The organism is Spongiactinospora sp. TRM90649 (assembly GCF_029382225.1).
In the GTDB taxonomy this organism is placed as follows: Bacteria; Actinomycetota; Actinomycetes; order Streptosporangiales; family Streptosporangiaceae; genus Spongiactinospora.
In genome coordinates, this window is sequence record NZ_JARLTC010000016.1 from 23,975 (window position 1) to 44,230 (window position 20,256).

Here is a 20,256-nt window from a genome sequence, read left to right on the forward strand (position 1 = left end):
ATACGAATACGCCAAATATTCACAATGAGGTGCCAAGTCCCCTAGGGACGTGGGCGCGCGCCGCTGGACGATGGCCGGGTGAGAGGGACTTTCCCGCTGGGAACGGTGGCCGGCGTCCGGGTGCTCGCGCACTGGTCGGCGCTGGGCCTGGCGGCGCTCATCGTGGCGCTGCTCGGCGGTGCCGTACTGCCCCGGGCCCTGCCCGGAGCCGGTCCCGGCGCGTACTGGACGGTGGCCCTGGCCGCCGGAATCCTGTTCATGGCCGCGCTGCTGGTGCACGAGCTGGCCCACGCGGTGGTCGCCCGGCGGTGCGGCCTCAAGGTCGGCTCGATCACCCTCTGGGGCCTGGGCGGCTTCACGGAACTGGAAGAACAGGCCGAGACCCCCCGGGTCGAGCTGGCGGTGGCCGCGGCCGGTCCGCTGACGAGCCTGGGCGTCGCGGCGGTGGGATTCCTCGTCTACCTCGTGCTGCCCAGGCCGGCCCTGCCGGCGTCCGCCGTCGCGTGGCTCGCCGGCATGAACCTGCTGCTCGGCGTGTTCAACCTGCTCCCGGGCGCGCCCCTGGACGGCGGGCGCGTGCTGCACGCGCTGCTGTGGTGGCGGTTCCGAGACGTTCGCCGGGCGGATCGCGGGGCGGAGCAGGCGGGCCGCGCGCTCGGCATGGCGCTCATCGCGATCGGGGTCTTCGGCACGCTGGCCTTGGGGTGGTTCGGCGGCCTGTGGCTGCTGGTCCTGGGCTGGTTCATCATCGGGGCCGCGCGCCAGGAGCTCACCGTCAAGGTGGCCAGATCCGGGCTGCGCGACCTGTCGGTCCGCGACGTCATGACCCCGGACCCGGAGCGGGCCGCGGCGTGGGTGACCGTCGAGGAGTTCGCCGACCAGGTCGCGCTGAACTCCCGCCAGACGGACTTCCCCGTCGTGTCCTTCGCCGGTACGCCGATCGGCGTCGTCTCGCTGGCCGCCCTGGCGTCGGTGCCCCCCGAACGCCGGGGCGCGACGCGGGTCGACTCGCTCGACATCACCCGCCGTCCGATGCGGGTCGTCGCACCGGACGACGACGCCACCTCGCTGATCGAGCGCCCCGCGCTCCGGCAGTTGATCGTCGTCGTCGAGGAGGGACGGCTGGTCGGCATGGTGACCGGCGCGGACCTGGAGCGCATCCTGCGCCAGGCGTTCCTTCGCGCCGACCGGCCCGGCCCGTGATCACCGTGCCGGAAGCCGCGATCAGCGGTTGAAGAGGTAGCGCCGGGGCGTGGTGCCGACCGTGCGGCGGAACGCCGCCAGGAACGCGCTCGACGTGGCGTATCCCACGTCGTGCGCCACCCGCGACACCGGCCGCCCCTCGGCCAGCAGCGGCAGGGCGGCGCGCAGCCGGACCTGGGTGCGCCAGTGGTCGAAGCTCATGCCCGTGTCGCGCGCGAACAACCGGGTCATCGTCCGCCTGCTCACGCCCGCCGCGCGAGCGTGAGCCTCAAGGCCGCGCGGATCGGCCGGATCGGCCAGCAGGGCGGAGGCCACCGTCCGGACGCGCTCGTCGGTGGGCTCCGGCACGTCGATGGGCCGGGTGGGCAGCGGGTGCAGCAGGTCGGGGACCATCGCCTCGGCACGCCGTCGCGCGTCATCGGCGAGGTCGGTGCGGGCCAGGTATCCGATCAGCTCGGCCAGCAGGCCGTCGACGCCCACCGCCGTGGGCTCCCGCCAGTCCAGCGGGCAGTGCTCCGGCGCCAGGTACAGGCCGCACAGCACCGCGTCGCGGGTCGCGCCGGTCTCATGGGCGACGCCTGCGGGCAGCCACAACGCCCTGGTGGGCGGCAGGACCCAGTACATTCCGTCCACACCGACGCTGAGGACGCCCCGCCGGGTCCAGGCGAGCTGGTGGTGCGTGTGGCTGTGCAGCGGGAACCACTCGCCCGAGGCCAGCGGGAACCGGCCGACGACGATCGCGCCCGCGTCTTTCGTGTCCTCCATACGACACAGTCTGGCCCCATCACGGATTGTGGCCGCACCGCGACGGCTCATAGCGTCGTCGGATGCGAATGTTCGTCCTGTGTCTCGCCCAGTTCATACTCGTCCTCGATGACACGGTGGTGAACGTGGCCCTGCCCAGCATCCGCGATGAGCTGGGCTTCAGCTCGTCCGGGCTGCCCTGGGTGGTCAACGCCTACTTCCTGGCCTTCGGCGGGCTCCTGCTGCTGTGCGGCCGGATGGCGGACCTGCTGGGCCGCCGCCGCGTCTTCCTCATCGGGATGGCGCTGTTCGGGGTGGCCAGCCTGGCCTGCGGGCTCGCGCAGGAGGCGTGGCAGCTCGTGATCGGGCGGTTCGTGCAGGGCGCGGGCGCCGCGATGGCCGGCCCGGCGGCGATGTCGATGATCACGTTGCTGTATCCGGGGCCGGAGGAGCGCGCCAGGGCGCTGGGCGTCTGGGGCGGAGTAGCCGCCCTGGGAGGAACCTCGGGGCTGGTGCTGTCCGGGGTGCTGACCGACCTGGTGTCCTGGCGTGGGATCTTCCTGATCAACCTGCCCGTCGTCGCCATGGTGCTCGTGCTGCTTCCCCGCCTGATCCCCGAGTCCCGTGCCCCCGGACGGCGTCGCCTCGACGTTCCCGGCGCGGTGCTGGTCACCGGGACCGCCGTGGCGCTGGTGTACGCGCTACTGCGGAGCGCGGAGACCGGCTGGGGCGATCCGATCGTGATCGGCGTCGTCGTGCTCTCCGCCGCCCTGGCGGTGGCGTTCCTGGTCGCCGAGTCGCGGACGGCGGCGCCGCTGGTGCCCCGGTCGTTCCTGGCCTCGCGGACGCGGGCGGTGGCCAACGGCGCGACCCTGCTCTTCTCCTTGGCGATGTACGCGATGTCGTTCCTGCTGATGATCCAGGTGCAGACCGCGCTCGGCTACAGCCCGCTGCTGGCCGGGGTCGCCTACCTGCCCTACGGCGCCGGCATCCTCGCGGGGATGTGGCTGTCCTCCCGCATCTCCCTCCGGATCGGGACCCGCCGGGCGCTGCTCCTGGCCTTCCTGGTCAACATCGCGGGCCTGCTGACGCTGTCCGGCGTGGCGGCGGGCGACTCCTACGCCGCCCACGTCCTGCCCGGCCTGCTCATCCTGAGCCTGGGCAACGGCCTGAGCCTGCCGGTCATGGCCGCGGCCGCGGTCGACGGCACCACCGCGGAGGACGCCGGTCTCGGCTCGGCCCTGTTCACCTCCGTCCAGCAGATCGGCGGCGCCGTCGGGGTGGCCGCGCTGGCCACCATGGGGTTCTCGGGCGGGCTGACGGCGGGCGCGGCCTGCGTGGCGCTCGGGGCCGTGCTCATCGCCGTCCTGCTCCCCTCGCGAACCCGCGAGGGTGAGGTCAGCGGTACACGAGACCGGCTCCGACCTCGATCACCTGCCCGGTGAGACCGGCCGCGCCGTCGCCGGCCAGCGCGCCCGCGTGCAGGGCGCTGACGCCGACCCCGCCGCAGCCGACCACCGCCATGCTCTCACCGGTCCGCACCCGCGCGGTGTCGCGCACCGCGCCCACCCCGGTCGCGGCGGCGCAGCCGATCAGCGCGACCAGGTCCAGCGGGATCCGCGGATCGACGGTGACCACGGCGGGCCCGTACCCTCTTCTGACCTGGGCGGCCCCACCGGCGGACGGTCCGGGCCAGGAGCATACGCTCCCTTGGTAGGGAACCGTGAACCCGATCAGAACCGAGCAAGGAGTGATCCCGATGACCGAGTACGCCGTTCGAGACCCGGCCACCGGCGAGCTGGTAGAGACGTTCCCTACCGCGAGCGACGCCGAGATCGCCGCCGCCGTGGACCTCGCCGCCGCCGCCTCGGCGGGGTGGGCGCGCTCCACCACGGTCGCCGACCGTGTCGCCCTGCTCCGCCGCGTCGGCGAACTGCACAGGGAGCGCCGTGCGGAGCTCGCCGACGCGATCGTCGCGGAGATGGGCAAGCCGGTCGAGGACGCTCGTGGCGAGATCGACTTCTGCGTCGCGATCTACGACTACTACGCGGACAACGCCGAGACCTTCCTGGCGGACGAGCCCGTGAAGCTGCTCGGCGGTGACGGCTCGGCCGTCGTGCGCCGCAGCCCGGTGGGCGTGCTCCTGGGGATCATGCCCTGGAACTACCCGGCCTATCAGGTCGCCCGCTTCGCCGCGCCGAACCTGGCGCTCGGCAACACGATCCTGCTCAAGCACGCCCCGCAGTGCCCGCGCTCGGCGGCGCTGCTGGAGCGCGTCTTCAGGGACGCGGGCTTCCCCGAAGGCGCCTACGTCAACGTCTACGCGACGAACGAGCAGATCGCCGAGATCATCGCCGACCCCCGCGTGCGCGGCGTGTCGCTGACCGGCTCCGGACGGGCCGGGGCGGCGGTCGCGGAGATCGCCGGCCGGCACCTGAAGAAGGTGGTGCTCGAACTGGGCGGGTCCGACCCGTTCGTACTGCTCTCGACCGACGACCTGGCCGCCGCCGTCGACTCCGCGGTCTCCGCGCGGCTGGAGAACACCGGCCAGGCGTGCAACGCGGCGAAGCGCTTCATCGTGGCCGACGAACTCCACGACGACTTCGTCTCGCTGTTCACCCGGCGTCTCCAGGCCGCCGCGAGCGGCGCGCCGCTGTCGTCGGTCGCGGCGGCGGAGAACCTCGGCCGGCAGGTCGATCGCGCGGTCGAGCAGGGCGCGACGTTCCACAGCTCGGGAAAGCGCCAGGGCGGGCACTTCCCGACGGGCGTGCTGACGGGGGTGACCCCCGATCACGACGTGTACCACGAGGAGCTGTTCGGCCCTGTCGCGATCGTCGTCCGGGCCGCGGACGAGGACGACGCCGTGCGGATCGCCAACGACACGCCCTACGGCCTCGGCTCCTACGTCTTCACGACCGACGCGGACCAGGCTCAGCGGGTCGCGGAGCGGATCGAGGCGGGCATGGTCTTCGTCAACGGGGTCGGCGCGGACAGCGCGGAACTCCCGTTCGGCGGGGTGAAGGCCTCCGGCTTCGGCCGCGAACTGGGGCGGTCCGGCATCGAGGAGTTCGTCAACAAGAAGCTCATTCGCGTCGTCGCCTGACGAGGGCGCGGGTTCGTCATGAGTGTCCGGCCACGAAGGCGGTGTCCACGCCGATCGGGCCGAGCTTCCGCGCGCCGCCCGGGTCGCCGAGGGGCTCCGCCCGGCCGGGCAGGACGTCGGCGAAGAACGCGCGGGAGTCCTCAAGGTGGACCAGCAGGTCGGGGTCCTTCCTGGCCTTGCGGTCGACCACGATCGCGGAGACCGGGCACTCCACCTCGCAGGCGCCGCAGTCGATGCACTCGGTGGGGTTGATGTAGCTCTTGCGCCCGCCCTCGTAGATGCAGTCGACGGGGCAGACCTCCACGCAGGAACGGTCGAGGACGTCGACGCAGCCCGCGCCGATGACATAGCTCATGGTGATCCTTCTGTTGGGGCGATCGATGGACCCGGCTCAGGCTCCGTCGGTGGAGTGGCCGGGGAAGAGGGTGAGGTCGGGGTCGAGATCGACCGCGACGTGGTTCATCGCGGTCGCGACCTCGCCGAAGCCGACCGACATCAGCCTCACCTTCCCGTCGTAGTCGGTGAGGTCGCCCGCCGCGTACACGCGGGGCAGGTTGGTCCGCATGCGGCGGTCCACCGCCACCGAACGGCCCGCGAGCTCCAATCCCCAGTCGCGCAGCGGGCCGAGGTCGCTGATGAAGCCGAGGGCGGCGATGACGTGGTCGGCGGGCAGCACGGTCTCGTCGCCGCTCCTGGCGCGCACGGTCACCTTCGCCAGGCGGCCCGCTTCGCGTTCGCCGTGCAGGGCGACGATCTCGGAGTCGGTGTGGACGTCGACGGCGCCCGCGCGTACCCGCGCCAGGGTCGCCGCGTGCCCGCGGAACACCGCGCGCCGGTGCACGAGCGTCACCGACCGTGCGCTGCCCGACAGCGCGTCCGCCCAGTCCAGCGCGCTGTCCCCGCCGCCGACGATCACCACGTCCCGGCCCGCGTGGACGCGCGGATCGACCACGAAGTACGACAGGCCCCGGCCGAGCCACTCCTCCCCGCACGGGAGCGGACGGGGCGTCGGGGTGCCGATGCCGGCGGTGAGGACGACGGCGCGGGCCCGGACTACCGTTCCGTCGCTCAGCGTCAGCACCGGCTCCCCGTCGCTGTGCGTGAGGTTCACCGCCTGCCGTCCGAGCACGTACGTGGGGTCGAAGGCCGCCGCCTGGGCCACCAGCGCGGCGACGAAGTCACGGCCCCGGATCGCCGGAATGGCGGCGACGTCGCGGATCTCCTTCTCCGGATAGAGCGCCGTCACCTGCCCGCCCGGCTGGGGCAGCACATCGACGACCACGGTCGACAGCCCCCGGAACCCGGCGTAGTAGGCGCCGTAAAGGCCCGTGGGACCTGCGCCGACGATGACGACGTCGGTATCGATGGTCCTGGTCGCGCTCACCACATGCCTCCAGCTCTTGAGCCTTACGGGGGTGAATGTAGGGGCCGCTCCGCCGCACGTCGTGTGCCGTGGGCCGCTGAACGAACCGATGGCCGCCTTCCGCGCGAATTCGCCGTCCGGGTCCACCAGGCGAACCGCATCGGTTGTCCGGCCGTCGCGACCGGTGATGTCCTCCGGATCGGGCCGGCACCTCGGCCCTCCGTGAGGCCGGGCGCCGGCCTTCGCGCCCGCAGAGACATGGAGGACGAGACCGTGAACCTTGAGCCGCCGGCCGCGCCGTCCGGCACCCCCGAGAAGGCCGACACACCGGGGAAGAGGCCCGCCCGGCATCGGGAGGGCAGGCTTCCCGGACGTCAGGACTGGTCCACCTGGCCGCACTACCAGGCGGCGGCCGCGGGCTTCCGGGGCTACTGGTACCCGGTCTGCTTCTCCTCACAGGTGGGAGAGAAGCCGCGCAAGGTGCGCCTGCTCGGCGAGGACCTCTTCGTCATCCGTGACAAGGGCAGGGCGTACGCCATGAAGGACCGCTGCCCGCATCGCGGCGTGCCGCTCAGCCACGGCAACAAGCAGTTCCCCGGAACGGTGTCGTGCGTCTACCACGGCTGGACGTTCGACCTCGAAAGCGGCGACCTCGTCGCGGCCATCACCGACGGGCCGCGATCGCCGATCTGCCGGAAGGTCACCCAGCCCACCTACGACGTCGAGGAACGCCTCGGCATGGTGTGGGTGTTCATCGGCGACGGTGAGACGCCCCACCCGATCGACGAGCAGCTTCCCGAGGAGCTCGTGTCGAACGCGGCCGTGCTCGGGCAGCGCATCCAGCCGCGCGAGGGCAACTGGCGATTCGCCTGTGAGAACGGCTTCGACGAGGGGCACGCCAAGTACCTGCACCGGACGGCGCTGTGGCGGCTGTTCAAGCCCATGCCGGTGTGGAACACCACGAAGATCGTCAAGCGCGGCCGATGGATCTACCGCGTGCAGGAACAGCAGTACTGGGAGGCCGACTTCCCCGGCCTCGGCCGCTGGAGCGGACAGGCGTGGTACAAGACCAGGCCGCCCAAGGAGACCAAGAACATCGGCAACACGACCTCCCACCGGGAGGTCGACCCCGTCATCGCGGCGCAGGAGTTCCCCGGGTTCGCCTCGGTGAGCATGCCCGGCGTCCTGCGCATCGCCTACCCGACCTTCATCCACTACGAGTTCTACGTCCCCGTGGACGAGGACGACCACCTCTACGTCGGGGTGATGGCGGACTTCAAGCAGGGCCTCAAGACGCTGCCGTTCTACGTCAAGTACCTCGGCGCCGTCCGCTGGCTGTTCCACGGGCAGTTCTCCGGCCAGGACAAGTGGATGGTCGAGGTCACCGACGCGCCGCCGGAGAAGCTCTACCGGCCCGACGACGCGCTGCTGCAGTGGCGCAAGCTCGCGGAGGACGTCAGCGAGGACCGGCTGGACCGCCTGCGCGGGCAGGGCCTCGAACCGGCCGGCCCGACGGCCTGAGCGCAGGAGGAACAGCAGCGATGGGCTCGATCGTCCTGGGCGTGGGCGCCTCCCACTCCACTCTCATGAACACCCACTGGGACAAGGTGGTCCACACCGAACGCGCGACGGCGTTCCGCGACGGACTGCTCGCGGCGCGCGCCAGGATCGCCGAGGCGCGGCCGGACGTCGTCATCGTCGTCGGCTCCAACCACTTCCGGGGATTCTGGCTCGACCTGATCCCGTCCTTCACCCTGGGCCTCGGCGAGGTGATCGCCGCGGGTGACGGCGGCACCCCCCAGGGGCCGCAGCACACCGACCCGCCGTTCGCCCAGGCCCTCGCCGCCGAGCTGGTGGCGGCCGGCACCGAAGTCGCGATCTCCGCCCGGCTCACGATCGACCACGGCCAGTCGCACGCGATCCAGTGGCTGCTGGACGGCATCGACGTACCGGTCGTCCCCCTCGTCGTGAACGTCTTCGCGGCGCCGCTGCCCAGGATGAGCCGATGCGTCGAGCTCGGCGCGAACATCGCCGCCGCCGTGGCGAGCATGCCCGATGACAGGCGGGTCGTGGTCATCTCCTCCGGCGGGCTGTCCCACCGGCTCCCGTGGCCGTCGGACTGGACCGACCCAGAAGGCGACGACGAGGAGTTCCTCGTCGGGGCGTGGCTCAACGGCCGCGGGGAGTGGCGGCGGTACGACAAGCGGCGCCGGGAGATCATCGTCGCCGCCCAGCCGACGATCTTCCCCGACTTCGACGAGCGGTTCCTCGCCGACCTGGAGAAGGGCGACCTGCGCGCCTACGCCGACCTGACGACCGAGCAGATCGAGGAGCGCGCCGGCAACGGCGGCCAGGAGCTGCGCACCTGGATGGTGATGGCCGGGGCGCTCGGCTTCGCCCCCGGCAAGGCGCTCGCCTACGCGCCGATGCCCGAATGGCTGACCGGCATGGCCGCCGCCCTGATCGAACCGGCCTGACCGCCCGGCCCCGCTCCCACCGACGAGAAGAGAAGGCACTCCATGACCGCGACGACCGACCGTCTCACCTCACCCGCCGCGGGGCCCGCCCCCGAAGGGAAGTACGCCGACGCCGACGGCGTCCGCTACCACTACCTGGACCTGGGGAGCGGCCCGGACACCATCTTCCTGCACGGCGGCGGACCCGGTTGCACCGGCTGGAGCGACTTCGGACCGGTGGCGCCGCTGTTCGCCCGCGACCGGCGCTGCCTGATCGTCGACATCCTGCAGTACGGCAGGTCCGAGAAGTGCCGGATCAGCGGCCCGATGTGGGACTTCCACACCGTGAAGACCATCGCGCTGATGGACGCGCTCGGCGTGGAGAAGGCCGACTTCATCTGCAACTCCTGGGGCGGCACGATCGCGCTCCGCCTGGCCGCCGCGCATCCGGAACGGGTCCGCTCGCTGGTCATCACCGGCAGCATGCCGGTCTTCTACGGCCCTCTCGCACCGCTGCCCGAGAACGGGCACCGCGGCCGCAACGCCCGCGACGTCTACTACGGCGGGGAGGGCCCGACCCGGGAGAAGATGCGCAGCCTCATCACCAGGCTCGAATGGTACGACCCGGCGCGGCTGCCCGAGGAGACCCTGCATATGCGCTGGCGGCAGAGCCTGGACCCCGAGGAGCGCGAGCTGGCGGCGATGTCGGACTCCCCCCGGGGCGAGTGGCAGGACCTGACCGGGGAGCTGGGCCTGATCGAGGCCCCGGCGCTGTTCATGTGGGGACGTGAGGACGCCTTCCTGACCCCGGACTACCCGATGATGCTCGCCCGCATGCTGAAGCGCGGCAACCTGCACGTCATGGACCACGTGTCCCACCACCTGCAGGAGGAACGGCCGGGCGCCTACCACGCGGTCGTGAACGGCTTCCTGGCGTCCGTCGACCACCTCTGAGCCCCCGCTCACCGACCCCTGGAGAAACCGATGTGGAAGACCGCGGGGCTCGCGGCCCTCGTCCTGGCCCTGGCGGCCGTGGCCGTCGCGAGCCGCCGGATCGCCCGGCACCAGACGCCCTTCACCGGGCTCGCCGGACGGATCAACACCCGGGTGACCCGTATCAACCAGCCCTGACCCCAGGCCCGCTCCGCGACGCAAGGAAGAACCGATCATGAGCAACGATCTGGTCCACACCATCTGGACCGAGCTGGCCGACCTGGACTTCAGCCTGTCGACCGTCGACGCGGCCGGTATCCCGACCCGGTCCCTGCGCACGGGCGACGGCCCGGAGCACGTCATCTTCCTCCATGGGACCTCGGGGCACCTCGAAGCGTTCGTGCGCAACCTCCGCCCGCACGCCGAGCAGCACACCTGCCACGCGATCGACATGCTGGGCCACGGGTACACCGGCAAGCCCGACTATCCGTATGAGATCCCCCGCTACCGGGACCACCTGCTCGCCTATATGGACGCCCTCGGCATCGAGAAGGCGCACATCGTCGGCGAGTCCCTCGGCGGCTGGGTCGGCGGCCGCACCGCCATCGACGACCCGAGCCGGGTGGCCTCGCTCCAGTTGCTGTGCGCCGGAGGCACGGTCGCCAACCCGCAGGTCATGGAGCGGATTCGCACCAGCACCCGGCGGGCCGTGGAGAGCGACGACACCGAGCTGACCCGCAAGCGGACGCGCCTGCTGATGGCGGACCCGGTCAACGCGACCGAGGAGCTCGTCGCCGTCCGCCACGCCGTCTACCACCGGCCCGACTTCGCCGCGAACATCGACAACCTGCTGTGCCTGCAGAACCTTGAGGTCAGGCTCCGGAACATCCTGCGGCCCGAGGACCTCGCCCAGATCACCGTGCCGACCCTGATCGTCTGGGGCCGGAACAACCCCTTCGGCGAGGTGCCCGAGGCGACCGCCATGCACGAGGCGATCGCGGGTTCCGAGCTGGTGCTGTTCGACGACTGCGGCCACTGGCCGCAGCACGAGCAGGCCGCGCTCTACAACGAGCTCAGCCTGCGGTTCATCGCCGAGAACGCGGCGCTCTGACGGACCGGATGATCACCGATTTTGAGAAGCGGGTCTCGGCGGTCATGGGCACCGTCACCCGCGAGCAGGTGCGCTCGGCCGTCCGAGGGGTCGTCGAGGTGCCCAGCCCCACCGGCGCGGAGAGAGACCTCGCGGAGTGGATCGCCGCCCGGCTGCACGCCGGGCCGGTTCGGTCGCGGGTGCAGGCCATGGACGAGCGCCAGGCCAACGCCGTCGCCGTGCTCCCCGGCACGTCCAACGGGCCGAGCGTCCTGCTGTACGCGCCGCTGGACACGTTCACCACCGGCGACCCGGCCATTGACGTCCCGTGGGCGAGCGCCACGATGCGCGCCGACATGGAACCGAAGGCCCGCGTCCACGGTGACCTGGTCCAGGGATTGGGGGCGGGCAACCCGAAGGGCCATGTGGCGTGCGTGCTGGTCGCGCTCGAAGCGCTGAGCGCGTCCGGCCTGGCCCTGCCGGGGGACGTGGTGGCCGGGTTCGGGGCGGGCGGCATGCCGTCGTTCGCCGTCGAGGGCCTGGGGACGGCGGGCCGCGCCGACACCGGCCACGGCGTCGGCGCGGCGTTCCTGCTCGAACGGGGCTTCACCACCGACCACGCGGTGATCGCGAAGCCCGGCTGGAACGTGTCGCACGAGGAGGTCGGGCTCGTCTGGCTCGATGTGCTGGTGCCCGGGATCCACACCTACGCCGGTAGCCGTCACCGTCTCCCCTACCGGAACGCGGTCGCGCTGGCGGGCGAGGTCGCGGGACGGCTGGAGGCGTGGCTGGAGAAGTACGCCGACCGGCATGAGCACGCGACGATGCGGCCCCAGGGCGTGGTGTCCTCGGTTCGCGGCGGCCTGGAACACCTCGCCGCCTCCACTCCCGCGCAGGTGCGGCTCCGCCTGGACCTGCGGCTGACAACCCGTCAGTCGCCCGCCGGGGTGACCCGGGAGGTTCGCGAGTTCGTCAACGGCCTCGGGGACGAGCTCGACGCCGCCCTGCGGGTCGAGCAGGTGGCCGCCGTCCCCGCGACGCGGACCGACCCTCGGTCCCTGGTGGTCCGCTCCGCCGTCCAGGCGTGGGAGGCGGTGGCCGGGATGAGGCACGTGCCGATCACCGGGAACAGCGGTGCGACCGACGCGAACGTCCTCCGGATGCGGGGCGTGCCGACGGCGCGGGTCGGGATGCCGAAGGTCACCGCCGGTCTTGACGGTGAACCGGTCGACTTCACGCTGGGCATGAACCTCGTGGACCTCGCCGAGGCGAGGCGACTCGTGGAGGTCCTGGTCCGCACCGTGCTGTCGATCAGCGCGGCGGGCCAGGCGGAGCGCCGGGGCGGTCTCAGGTGACGCCGCGGCGCAGGCGGGTGCGGTAGAAGTAGAACTCCGGCAGGAACCAGCTGATCGCGAGTTCGGTGGGAGTTCCGTTGGTGTCCCCAGTAGAGGCGGTCGATGCGCAGCAGAGGATGCCCGGGGGCGCAGCCGAGCCGCTCCGCCACCTCGTCGTCCGCGCGCGCGACCGTGATGCTCTGGTCGGCCTCGGCGATCGGCGCGTCGAGCATGGTGCTGAGCAGCCGATGATGGTCACCTCACTGGTCGCGCCCTCCCCGCCACGGGATTCCCCCTGGTCACCGGCCCAGAAGGCCACGCCGCCCCGATCAACCACGTGCTGCCCGCCTGGGATGTCGCCTGCGGGCTGTACGCCGCGATCGGACTGCTCAGCGCGGAACGCCGCCGCCGGATCACGGGTGAAGGCCAGGCGCTGACCGTTGCGCTGAACGACGTCGCCCTCGCGACCGCATCATGCGTCGCATGCCGGGCAAAACGCTAGTCTGACCCCAGGCGAGTTCTCCTGTCAGAATCGACCGGGGGTCGACAGTGAGATTACCGTTACCGTGGCTTCTGTGAGGGACCGCCGCCGACTCCCGCCTACCGCGCCTGCGGGAGTGGTCGAAGGCGAAGTACACCGGCTGGGCCGTCGCTATATCGTGATCATGCGCAGCACCGTGGTCGCCGTCGCGGGTGGCGCCGCGATCTTCCAGGCGGGGGCCGACCGGCGGGTGCTCGTCGTGGGGGTGGTCGCCGGGCTCGGCTTGTGGAGCGTGTTGTACGCCCGCTTCCACGACCGGCGCGCGCTCGTGCCGGCGGACACGCTGGTGATGGTGTCGCTGTGTCTGGCGCAGCGGTGGCTGGTGCCGCCGGACGCGCTGGGCGACAGCACGAACTGGGTATTCGCCGTCGCCTGTGTCACGGCTCTCGGGCATCAGTGGCTCACCACCGCCTCGGGTGGCATGGCGCTGACCGGGGCGATCGTGGCGGCGCACGTCATCGGCTCCATGACGGCGGCGCCGGAGGTCGGCGCCGGGCCCGCGCTGCTCGCGCTGTGGACCGTGGCCGAGGCCGGCCTGTCCCGGCTGCTGTACGTGCTCGTGGTGTCCGCCGCCCGGCAGGCGGACCGGGCCCGCGCGTCGGGCGAACAGGCCCGGCGCCGCGCCGCGATCGCGTCCGCCCGGCGCGCGGAGGAGCGCGAGCACCTGGCGACGCTGCACGACACCGCCGCGGCGACGCTGCTCGCGGCCGGGCTGCGCATGGTCGACGGCGATGAGCCCTGGCTCGCCGAGCGAGCCGCCCGCGACCTGGAGATCCTCACGACGCGGCCGGAGCCCTCTCAGGGCGAGACCGATCTGGTGCGGCTGCTCGAACAGGTGGTCCGGCACGCGCCGGTGTCGGTGGACGTCCGCGCGCCGACGGCCGTGCCGATGCCGGCCGCCCGCGCGGCGGCGATGAGCGCGGCGGTCCGGGAGGCGCTGACCAACGTCGGACGGCATGCCGGGGTGCACACCGCCGAACTGCTCGTCGAGCAGGCCAACGACGTGATCACGGTACGGGTCACCGACCGGGGCCGGGGCTTCGCGCCGGAGCGGATACCGCCGGACCGGCGCGGGGTGTCGCACTCCATCGAGCAGCGCATGGCATGGGTCGGCGGCCAGGCGACGGTGGAGTCCCGCCCCGGAGCCGGCACCCAGGTCCGCCTGGAGGCCCCGCGTGCCTGAACAGCGGCCGGACCTCGTCGTCGGCAGGCTCCGGCGCAGGCTGTGCCTGGCCGTGCTCGTCATCACCTGCACCACGCACTTCGGGATCGCCCTGCCGTTGCTTCTCGCGAACCCGGAGATCTACAGCAGCCTCGCCCGGCAGCGGCTCGCCTTCGCGATCCTGGTCGCGGTCCTGGTCGTCGCCGGGGCGCGGATCCTGCGCGACCGGCCGCTCGGCTGGTCGCGCTGGGTCATGGTCGCGGCGGTGTTCATCGCGTCGGCGCTGGCGACCACCGGGATCCCGCCGGCCGATCTCGTCGCGGAAGAGGAGTGGTCGTATGGCGTTATCGGCTGGTTCCTGCTGCTGCTGACGGTGGAGCACAGCGCTACGACGGCCGCGATTCTGCTGGGCCTGTACACCTTCGTGAGCTTCGCGCAACTGGTGCTGGTCGGCCAGCCGCACCTGATCGTCGATCTGGTCGTGGTCAGCACGATCGTGCTCGGCTGCGAACTCCCGGTCCTGGCCGCCGCCATCACGCTCAAGCGCGTCGCGAGCACCGCGCTGGCCGCCGCCGCCGACGCCGAACGGACGGGGACCGCCGACGCCATCGCCGAGCACCTGCACGCCGACCGCCGATCCAGGTACGCCGACCTCGGCACCACCTGCATCCCGCTGCTGACCGAGCTGGCGGCGGGCACCGCGGACCTGGCCGACGATCGGGTGCGGGCCGCCTACGCCGTGGCCGCGGCGCGTACGCGCCGGCTCATCGTCGAGCACGACGACGTGGAGGATCCGCTCACGCATGAGCTGCGCGCCTGCCTGGACCTCGCCGAACGCAACGGAGTCGCGGTGTACCTCGGCACCCACGGGGACCGGCCGACCCCGCCCCTGCGGGTGCGCCGCGCGCTGACCGAGCCGGTGGTGCGGCTCATGGCGACCGCGGTCAGCCAGGCTCGGGTGACGGTGCTCGGCACGCCGACCGCCGTCACGGTGAGCGTCATCGCCGACGTCGGCCCCGAGGAGCCGACCGGGGGGCAGCCGAGCCCCGACGCCGGTCAGGAAGGGATCATCGTGACCTGGCTCGCGGACGGACCGCGAGTCTGGCTGGAGGCCACATGGCAAGCCGAGAACTGATCACGGTGGTGGTCATCGACGACCATCCGGCGATCATCTCGGGCATCGAGCTCTGGTGCGCGGCGTCCGACCCGCCCGTACAGGTCGTGGACTCCGGGGCGACACCGGCCCTGGCGTGGACGGACCCCGGCCTGTCCGCCGACGTCGTCGTGCTCGACCTGATGCTGGACGGGCCCGTCCCCATCTACGCCGACCTGCGGCGGCTCGTGGACGCCGGGCGTCAGGTGATCGTCTACACCATGCGAGAAGACCGCGAGACCATCCTGACCTGCCTCGACATCGGCGCGTTCGCCTACCTCGCCAAGAGCGAGGGCCCGAACCACCTGCTGCAGGCCGTCCACGCGGCGGCCGAGAACCTCCCCTGCACTCCCCCGGCCATGGCCCGCGCCATCAGCACCGACCTCCGCCCCGACTGGCCCCGGCCCACCCCCCGGGAGATCGACGTGCTGGTCAACTGGTTCGCCTCGGAGTCCAAGGAGATGGTGGCCCGCAAGCTCGGCCTGTCCGTCCGCACCGTGAACAGCTACATCGATCGGGTGCGCATCCGGTACGCCAACGCGGGGCGTCCGGCCCCGACCAAGGCGGCGCTGGTCGCGCGGGCCCTCCAGGACGGCCTGATCGGACTCGACGACCTTTGACGTGCGGGAATCCGGGCCGTGGGTCGAACGACCGTCACGGCGGTTGTCGATTCTCTCTAACCTGAAGGAGCCAGGCCGACGGGGATGAGGACCTGCTCGCGCGAGCGTCCCGGCCAGGCGACCACCAATACCCCCGCGGCCGGCGCGGGGGCCGACGTCCGGGGACCGGCATCGAGCTCCGCGTGCGTGACAAGCCCGCAGGCGAATCGGCCAAGTCCCCCTGGAAGGAAAAGGAAACGCCGCTCGCCCAGCGAGAAAGGACGATCCATGCAACGCCGATGTCTCGGCCTCCTATGGACCCTCATCGCAGCCGGCGCACTCGTGCTCGGCACCACCCCGTCGGCCCAGGCCATGACCAACACGTTCTGGGTGCAGCACGGCGGCAGCGTCATCAAGGGGATCGCCTACTGGTACGACAGGTCGATCGTCTTCAAAGGGATCATCACGTCCGCCGGCCCCTGCCGGGCGATCGCCGTGGCGGCCACGAACGCGGCGGACGAGGACAGAACGTCGGGGCCGGACGTGTGCGACGGCGCCTCGGAACCGTTCGACATCACCCTGGCCACCCCCTCCCCGGACGGCTTCTCCGAAGCGAGGGTGACCATGGTCACCCAGAACACCGACCTGGCCGGTGACGTGTGCACCCCCTGGGCCGACAGATGCACCGACGCCGCCCTGCCGAAGGCGTAGTACAGCTCGATGTTCTGCGAGTGGGTGGCGCCCGGTTGCTGGCCGCCGCCGCCCGGGGTGCGGATGACCATCGGCACCCTGGCCTGGCCGCCGAACATGCCGTAGATCTTGGCGGCGTGGTTGACGATCTGGTCCAGCGCGAGCAGCGAGAAGTTGATCGTCATGATCTCCACCACCGGCCGCAGCCCCAGCATCGCGGCGCCGGTGAAGCCCTCCTCGGCGATCACAGTCGTACGACCTCTGCATGGTGGCGGTGGCGCAGCATCCTATTCCTGAGGATCCGATGGCGCCCGCCGTACGGCCGAAAACCAGTTGCCGCCCGTGGCCGGCTCAGGAAACGCTGTGTTCATGATGCTCTGACGGACAGCCCCGCCCCGCGACGTCGAGACGCCATCGCGCCGACTCGTGTCGCACCGTGATGCCGCCCGCCCATCCCCCTTCAATGAAGAGAGCGTCTTTGTCTCAGCACCCGCCGTCCACCCCGGGCACGGAGGCGGCCACCGTCACCGTGTTCGCCTCCCCCACGAGCTGGATCGAGTCCGACGCCGTCGCGCAGTGCCACCAGGTGGCCGCCCTCGACGGCATGACGCACGTCGCGGGCATGCCCGACCTGCACCCCGGCAAGGGCGCCCCCATCGGCGCCGCCATGACGTCGAGCGTCCTGTACCCGCTGCTGGTGGGCTCCGACATCGGTTGCGGCATCGCCGTGTTCCCGGTCAAGCTCAAGCGGGCCGTACCCGAGAAGCTCGCCGCCCGGTTTCCCGATCTCGACCGCCCGCTGGACCCCGAGCAGGATGCCGGCGATCCCGCCTGGGCCGTCGTTAAGGGCGACATCCCCGCAGGTCACACCGAGGGCCTCGGGACGGTCGGCCGGGGCAACCACTTCGTGGAGGTGGCGCGGATCGGCACCGTCTTCGACCCCGACCACGCCGGCCGTCTCGGGCTCTCCGCCGACGACCTGGTCCTCGTCGTGCACAGCGGCTCCCGGGGGCTGGGCGAACGGATCCTGCGGGCGCACACCGAGGTCCACGGCGCGGGCCCCGCCGCCGACCCCGATGAGTACCTGGCGATGCACGACGCCGCCGTACGCTGGGGATCGCTCAACCGGCGGCTGCTGGCCGCCCGGGTGGCCCACGCCCTGGGCACCGAGCCCACCGAGCCGATCGTCGACCAGTGCCACAACCTGGTCGAACTCCGCGACGGGAGCTACCTGCACCGCAAGGGCGCGGCGCCGGGTGACGGCCGCGACGTCCTCATCGCCGGTACGCGAGGCACCCCTTCCTACCTCGTGGCCGCCCACGCCGGGCCGGAGGCGGGCCATTCCGTGGCGCACGGCGCGGGCCGCAAGATGTCACGTTCGGACGCCCTGCGGCGGGGACGGGCCAAGCACACGGTCGAGGAGCTGCGCCGTACGCCGATGGGCTCGGTGGTGGTGTGCGGCGACCGCCAGTTGCTCTTCGAGGAGGCGCCGGCCGCCTACAAGCGGATCGAGCAGGTGATCGCCGACCTCGTCGCCCATGACCTGGCGACGCCGGTGGCCACCACGATCCCGCTGGTCACCTACAAGACGATCGACCTCGGCTCGGTGCCCCAGACGGACCGCAGGGACCACCGGGGGCACCGGCGGGGGCGGGGACGGGCATGAGCGTCCACCTGCTGCTGTCGGCCGGGCGCGGCCCGCAGGAGTGCGCCTGGGCACTGGCCCGGTTGCTCCAGCGGCTGGAAGCCGAGGCCACCCGGCGGAAGCTGCGGACCCACCGCGCCCAAACCGTGCCCGGTGACCGCCCCGGCACCTACCGTTCGGTCCTCATCCGGATCATCGGTGCCGACGCCGAGGCCTTCGCCGCCTCATGGACCGGAACCCTCTGCTGGCAGGCCCCCAGCCCCTACCGCACCGGCATCGGCCGGAAGAACTGGTACGTCATCGCCCAGCCGTGCCAGGTCGACACTCCGCACACGACGTTCACGGAATCAGACGTCAACATCGTCGCCTGCCGCACCGGAGGCCCCGGCGGCCAGCACCGCAACAAGGCCAGCACGGCCGTACGGGCGACCCACCGCCCCACGGGAATGGTCGTCGTGGTCGACACCGAACGACAGTTCAGCCTCAACCGCCGCATCGCCATGCGGCTGCTGCGCGAACGTCTGGAGCAGGGCGATGACGCGGCGGAACGCGCCGTCACCACCGACCGCTGGCACATCCACGACGACCTGGTACGCGGTAACCCCACCCGCGTCGAACGCCCACGCTGAGCCGAGAATCCGCCCCGCGGACGGGGGAGGCGTGCATGACGAGACACTTACCCACTCGGCCGGGACGCGATCTGGGCGGCATGAGAGAATACCGATCATCGCTGCTTCCTTCCCATCAGACCGGCCGCGGCCACCCCGGCGCCCTGTGGCGGAGTCGCTGATCCTGACCGACCGTCCACAGAGCCCGGCCGATGCCGCCAAATGGACCTGCCCGCACGACCGCCACGCCCAGCACGGCTGCGTCTCCTGCTACCAGGCCTCGACCTACGCTGATTCGGCTCTGCCGCAGTGGAACGTATCGGTGTGGTTCACCATCACGAAGCCGATTCCGATCAGAGCGCTGCAGGACGTGTATCGCCACGACCGCTGCTTTTCCCTCGACCAGCCTTCCACCCCGTTGGTCTACCTGCTGAGCGGCCGGGTGCGTGCCGGCTCGGGCACGGAGGCGGCGGCGGGCGTGGCCGGGTTCCTGCTGCAGAACCGGCACATCGTCCAGGAGTTCACGGTGACGGAGATCCGCGCGTTCCACTCCTGACATACGCCCCGGCCCGGGTACGGCCGACGGCGGAAAACGAACCGGGCCCCCACCCGAGAGGGTGCGAGCCCGATGCGAGATGACGTCCCGGTCAGGCGGGAACGATGTTCTCGGCCTGCGGGCCCTTCTGGCCCTGGGTCACGTCGAAGGCCACCTTCTGGCCCTCGTGCAGCTCGCGGTAGCCGCCCTGAGCGACGATGTTGGAGTAGTGAGCGAAGACGTCAGCGCCGCCGCCCTCCTGCTCGATGAAGCCGTAGCCCTTTTCCGCGTTGAACCACTTGACGGTGCCGGTAGCCATGTCGATCTCCTCTTGAATAGGTGGATCCAGAATCCGCACCCTGCGAACTCCACGTCGCGCGAAAGGCCCACCCGGAGAGACCGGAAAACAAAAACGCACCCCAGGTCACATACCGTCAGGGTGCATACAAGTCATATGGGTACCACAACTGCAACTACCACCACGCTACCACACCCGGGCCCTGGCCCGCACAAGCGGGGCCGGCGGTACCACTCCCCGCCCAGCCTGTACGGCGTCGCCTGCCGCTACGGCCCGACAGCGTGGAAACCTCAGACGCCAACTCGCCGCACTCTCCATGGACGCCGCACCTGACCGACTCGGGGCCTGCCGCTACGGCATACCCTCAGCGCACCGTACGCCGCCCGGGAAGAGCACATCCAAGTACTCACGAACCAACCCTCGTCACCCCTGCGCATCGACATCTGGTTCAAGAACCCACATACCCGACCAAAAGATCAGTTTATTCATGAGCGCATCAACGAGGGCCAGAAAACTTCTACCATCATTTAGGCGAATCGAAATCAGCCTCACCTCATCCGATTCGTATTCAGCCAGAAAACGGACCAACCTCTCCATTTCACGAGCTCTGTAACCACCTGGCGATTGGCGCCTCAACCTGCGTTCATATATCCGTTTAAGCACTTCGGTCCGAATAAGTGAGTACCTGTCATCGATTTGCATGATTCCACCCAGGAGGTCGGCGAGATCTTCGGGCACCACTTTCCGCGCTATCGCCTGAATGGCCATAGCACGGAAAGTGTCCACTGTCACGCCTTGA

General features: G+C 71.2%; 21 protein-coding genes and 2 pseudogenes. 16 read left to right on the forward strand and 7 right to left on the reverse strand.

Translation table 11 applies throughout. The features are described 5' to 3' along the window. The first annotated feature begins 78 nt into the window (after positions 1 to 78). Complete coding sequence (locus P3X83_RS20970) at positions 79 to 1,203, forward strand: site-2 protease family protein (RefSeq protein WP_277306847.1); 1,125 nt, start codon at positions 79 to 81, stop codon at positions 1,201 to 1,203. 21 nt (positions 1,204 to 1,224) lie between these two features. On the opposite strand, the gene P3X83_RS20975 is transcribed toward P3X83_RS20970, so the two are convergent. Then, positions 1,225 to 1,968, reverse strand: a complete 744-nt coding sequence (locus P3X83_RS20975) for a helix-turn-helix transcriptional regulator (RefSeq protein ID WP_277306848.1) — start codon at positions 1,966 to 1,968, stop codon at positions 1,225 to 1,227. A 62-nt stretch (positions 1,969 to 2,030) separates the two neighbouring features. On the opposite strand from P3X83_RS20975, the gene P3X83_RS20980 reads away from it, so the two are divergent. Further along, positions 2,031 to 3,392 carry a DHA2 family efflux MFS transporter permease subunit gene (locus tag P3X83_RS20980; protein WP_277306849.1) on the forward strand — a complete coding sequence of 454 codons (1,362 nt, stop codon included), beginning with the start codon at positions 2,031 to 2,033 and terminating at the stop codon, positions 3,390 to 3,392. Here the strand turns inward: P3X83_RS20980 and P3X83_RS20985 are convergent. Then, entirely contained in the window at positions 3,346 to 3,585 is a 240-nt protein-coding gene (locus P3X83_RS20985) for a hypothetical protein (protein ID WP_277306850.1), read from the reverse strand. The two genes, P3X83_RS20980 and P3X83_RS20985, sit on opposite strands and share 47 nt — an antisense overlap. 121 nt (positions 3,586 to 3,706) lie before the next feature. Here P3X83_RS20985 and P3X83_RS20990 point away from each other — a divergent pair, with 121 nt between their 5' ends. Beyond that, entirely contained in the window at positions 3,707 to 5,050 is a 1,344-nt protein-coding gene (locus P3X83_RS20990) for an NAD-dependent succinate-semialdehyde dehydrogenase (RefSeq protein WP_277306851.1), read from the forward strand. A gap of 16 nt (positions 5,051 to 5,066) precedes the next feature. Here P3X83_RS20990 and P3X83_RS20995 read toward each other — a convergent pair whose 3' ends face one another. Beyond that, positions 5,067 to 5,405 (reverse strand): ferredoxin family protein, encoded by a 339-nt coding sequence (locus P3X83_RS20995; RefSeq protein WP_277306852.1) that lies wholly within the window; start codon positions 5,403 to 5,405, stop codon positions 5,067 to 5,069. A gap of 36 nt (positions 5,406 to 5,441) precedes the next feature. Then, positions 5,442 to 6,434 carry an NAD(P)/FAD-dependent oxidoreductase gene (locus P3X83_RS21000; protein WP_277306853.1) on the reverse strand — a complete coding sequence of 331 codons (993 nt, stop codon included), beginning with the start codon at positions 6,432 to 6,434 and terminating at the stop codon, positions 5,442 to 5,444. A 252-nt stretch (positions 6,435 to 6,686) separates the two neighbouring features. Between P3X83_RS21000 and P3X83_RS21005 the strand changes: the two genes are divergently transcribed. The 10 genes and pseudogenes from P3X83_RS21005 to P3X83_RS21050 all read left to right on the forward strand — a co-directional run bounded on the left by P3X83_RS21005 (position 6,687) and on the right by P3X83_RS21050 (position 15,702). Continuing rightward, entirely contained in the window at positions 6,687 to 7,934 is a 1,248-nt protein-coding gene (locus P3X83_RS21005) for a Rieske 2Fe-2S domain-containing protein (RefSeq protein WP_277306854.1), read from the forward strand. Positions 7,935 to 7,954: 20 nt separating this feature from the next. Continuing rightward, complete coding sequence (locus P3X83_RS21010) at positions 7,955 to 8,890, forward strand: hypothetical protein (protein WP_277306855.1); 936 nt, start codon at positions 7,955 to 7,957, stop codon at positions 8,888 to 8,890. A 42-nt stretch (positions 8,891 to 8,932) separates the two neighbouring features. Continuing rightward, positions 8,933 to 9,823 (forward strand): alpha/beta hydrolase, encoded by an 891-nt coding sequence (locus P3X83_RS21015; RefSeq protein ID WP_277306856.1) that lies wholly within the window; start codon positions 8,933 to 8,935, stop codon positions 9,821 to 9,823. A gap of 30 nt (positions 9,824 to 9,853) precedes the next feature. Continuing rightward, positions 9,854 to 10,000 carry a hypothetical protein gene (locus tag P3X83_RS21020; protein ID WP_277306857.1) on the forward strand — a complete coding sequence of 49 codons (147 nt, stop codon included), beginning with the start codon at positions 9,854 to 9,856 and terminating at the stop codon, positions 9,998 to 10,000. A gap of 37 nt (positions 10,001 to 10,037) precedes the next feature. Continuing rightward, complete coding sequence (locus P3X83_RS21025) at positions 10,038 to 10,913, forward strand: alpha/beta hydrolase (RefSeq protein WP_277306858.1); 876 nt, start codon at positions 10,038 to 10,040, stop codon at positions 10,911 to 10,913. Between the two features lie 8 nt (positions 10,914 to 10,921). Next, the gene (locus tag P3X83_RS21030) at positions 10,922 to 12,247 is read left to right on the forward strand and encodes a M20/M25/M40 family metallo-hydrolase (protein WP_277306859.1); all 1,326 of its coding nucleotides are present in this window, start codon (positions 10,922 to 10,924) and stop codon (positions 12,245 to 12,247) included. A 271-nt stretch (positions 12,248 to 12,518) separates the two neighbouring features. Next, a pseudogene (locus P3X83_RS21035) lies at positions 12,519 to 12,728 on the forward strand (CoA transferase); the annotation flags it as partial. A gap of 163 nt (positions 12,729 to 12,891) precedes the next feature. Continuing rightward, complete coding sequence (locus tag P3X83_RS21040; RefSeq protein ID WP_277306860.1) at positions 12,892 to 13,950, forward strand: ATP-binding protein; 1,059 nt, start codon at positions 12,892 to 12,894, stop codon at positions 13,948 to 13,950. Then, on the forward strand, positions 13,943 to 15,064 hold the full coding sequence (locus P3X83_RS21045; RefSeq protein WP_277306861.1) for a hypothetical protein: 1,122 nt from the start codon (positions 13,943 to 13,945) through the stop codon (positions 15,062 to 15,064). Before P3X83_RS21040 ends, P3X83_RS21045 begins: the two co-directional genes overlap by 8 nt. Continuing rightward, on the forward strand, positions 15,046 to 15,702 hold the full coding sequence (locus P3X83_RS21050; protein ID WP_277306862.1) for a response regulator transcription factor: 657 nt from the start codon (positions 15,046 to 15,048) through the stop codon (positions 15,700 to 15,702). The genes P3X83_RS21045 and P3X83_RS21050 overlap by 19 nt, the downstream gene beginning before the upstream one ends. 680 nt (positions 15,703 to 16,382) lie before the next feature. Here the strand turns inward: P3X83_RS21050 and P3X83_RS21055 are convergent. Further along, a pseudogene (locus tag P3X83_RS21055) lies at positions 16,383 to 16,616 on the reverse strand (alpha-ketoacid dehydrogenase subunit beta); the annotation flags it as partial. Between the two features lie 233 nt (positions 16,617 to 16,849). Between P3X83_RS21055 and P3X83_RS21060 the strand changes: the two are divergent. The 3 genes from P3X83_RS21060 (at position 16,850) to P3X83_RS21070 (ending at position 19,180) form a co-directional block, all read left to right on the forward strand. Continuing rightward, positions 16,850 to 18,037 (forward strand): RNA ligase RtcB family protein, encoded by a 1,188-nt coding sequence (locus tag P3X83_RS21060; RefSeq protein ID WP_277306863.1) that lies wholly within the window; start codon positions 16,850 to 16,852, stop codon positions 18,035 to 18,037. Then, complete coding sequence (gene prfH, locus P3X83_RS21065; RefSeq protein ID WP_277306864.1) at positions 18,034 to 18,645, forward strand: peptide chain release factor H; 612 nt, start codon at positions 18,034 to 18,036, stop codon at positions 18,643 to 18,645. The genes P3X83_RS21060 and prfH overlap by 4 nt, the downstream gene beginning before the upstream one ends. Before the next feature lie 145 nt (positions 18,646 to 18,790). Further along, positions 18,791 to 19,180, forward strand: coding sequence for a hypothetical protein (locus P3X83_RS21070; RefSeq protein WP_277306865.1), 390 nt, complete (start codon positions 18,791 to 18,793; stop codon positions 19,178 to 19,180). A gap of 91 nt (positions 19,181 to 19,271) precedes the next feature. Here the strand turns inward: P3X83_RS21070 and P3X83_RS21075 are convergent, their stop codons facing one another. Both P3X83_RS21075 and P3X83_RS21080 read right to left on the reverse strand, forming a co-directional pair. Continuing rightward, entirely contained in the window at positions 19,272 to 19,478 is a 207-nt protein-coding gene (locus tag P3X83_RS21075) for a cold-shock protein (RefSeq protein ID WP_277306866.1), read from the reverse strand. Positions 19,479 to 19,880: 402 nt separating this feature from the next. Next, positions 19,881 to 20,249 (reverse strand): hypothetical protein, encoded by a 369-nt coding sequence (locus P3X83_RS21080; protein WP_277306867.1) that lies wholly within the window; start codon positions 20,247 to 20,249, stop codon positions 19,881 to 19,883. Positions 20,250 to 20,256 lie beyond the last annotated feature (7 nt).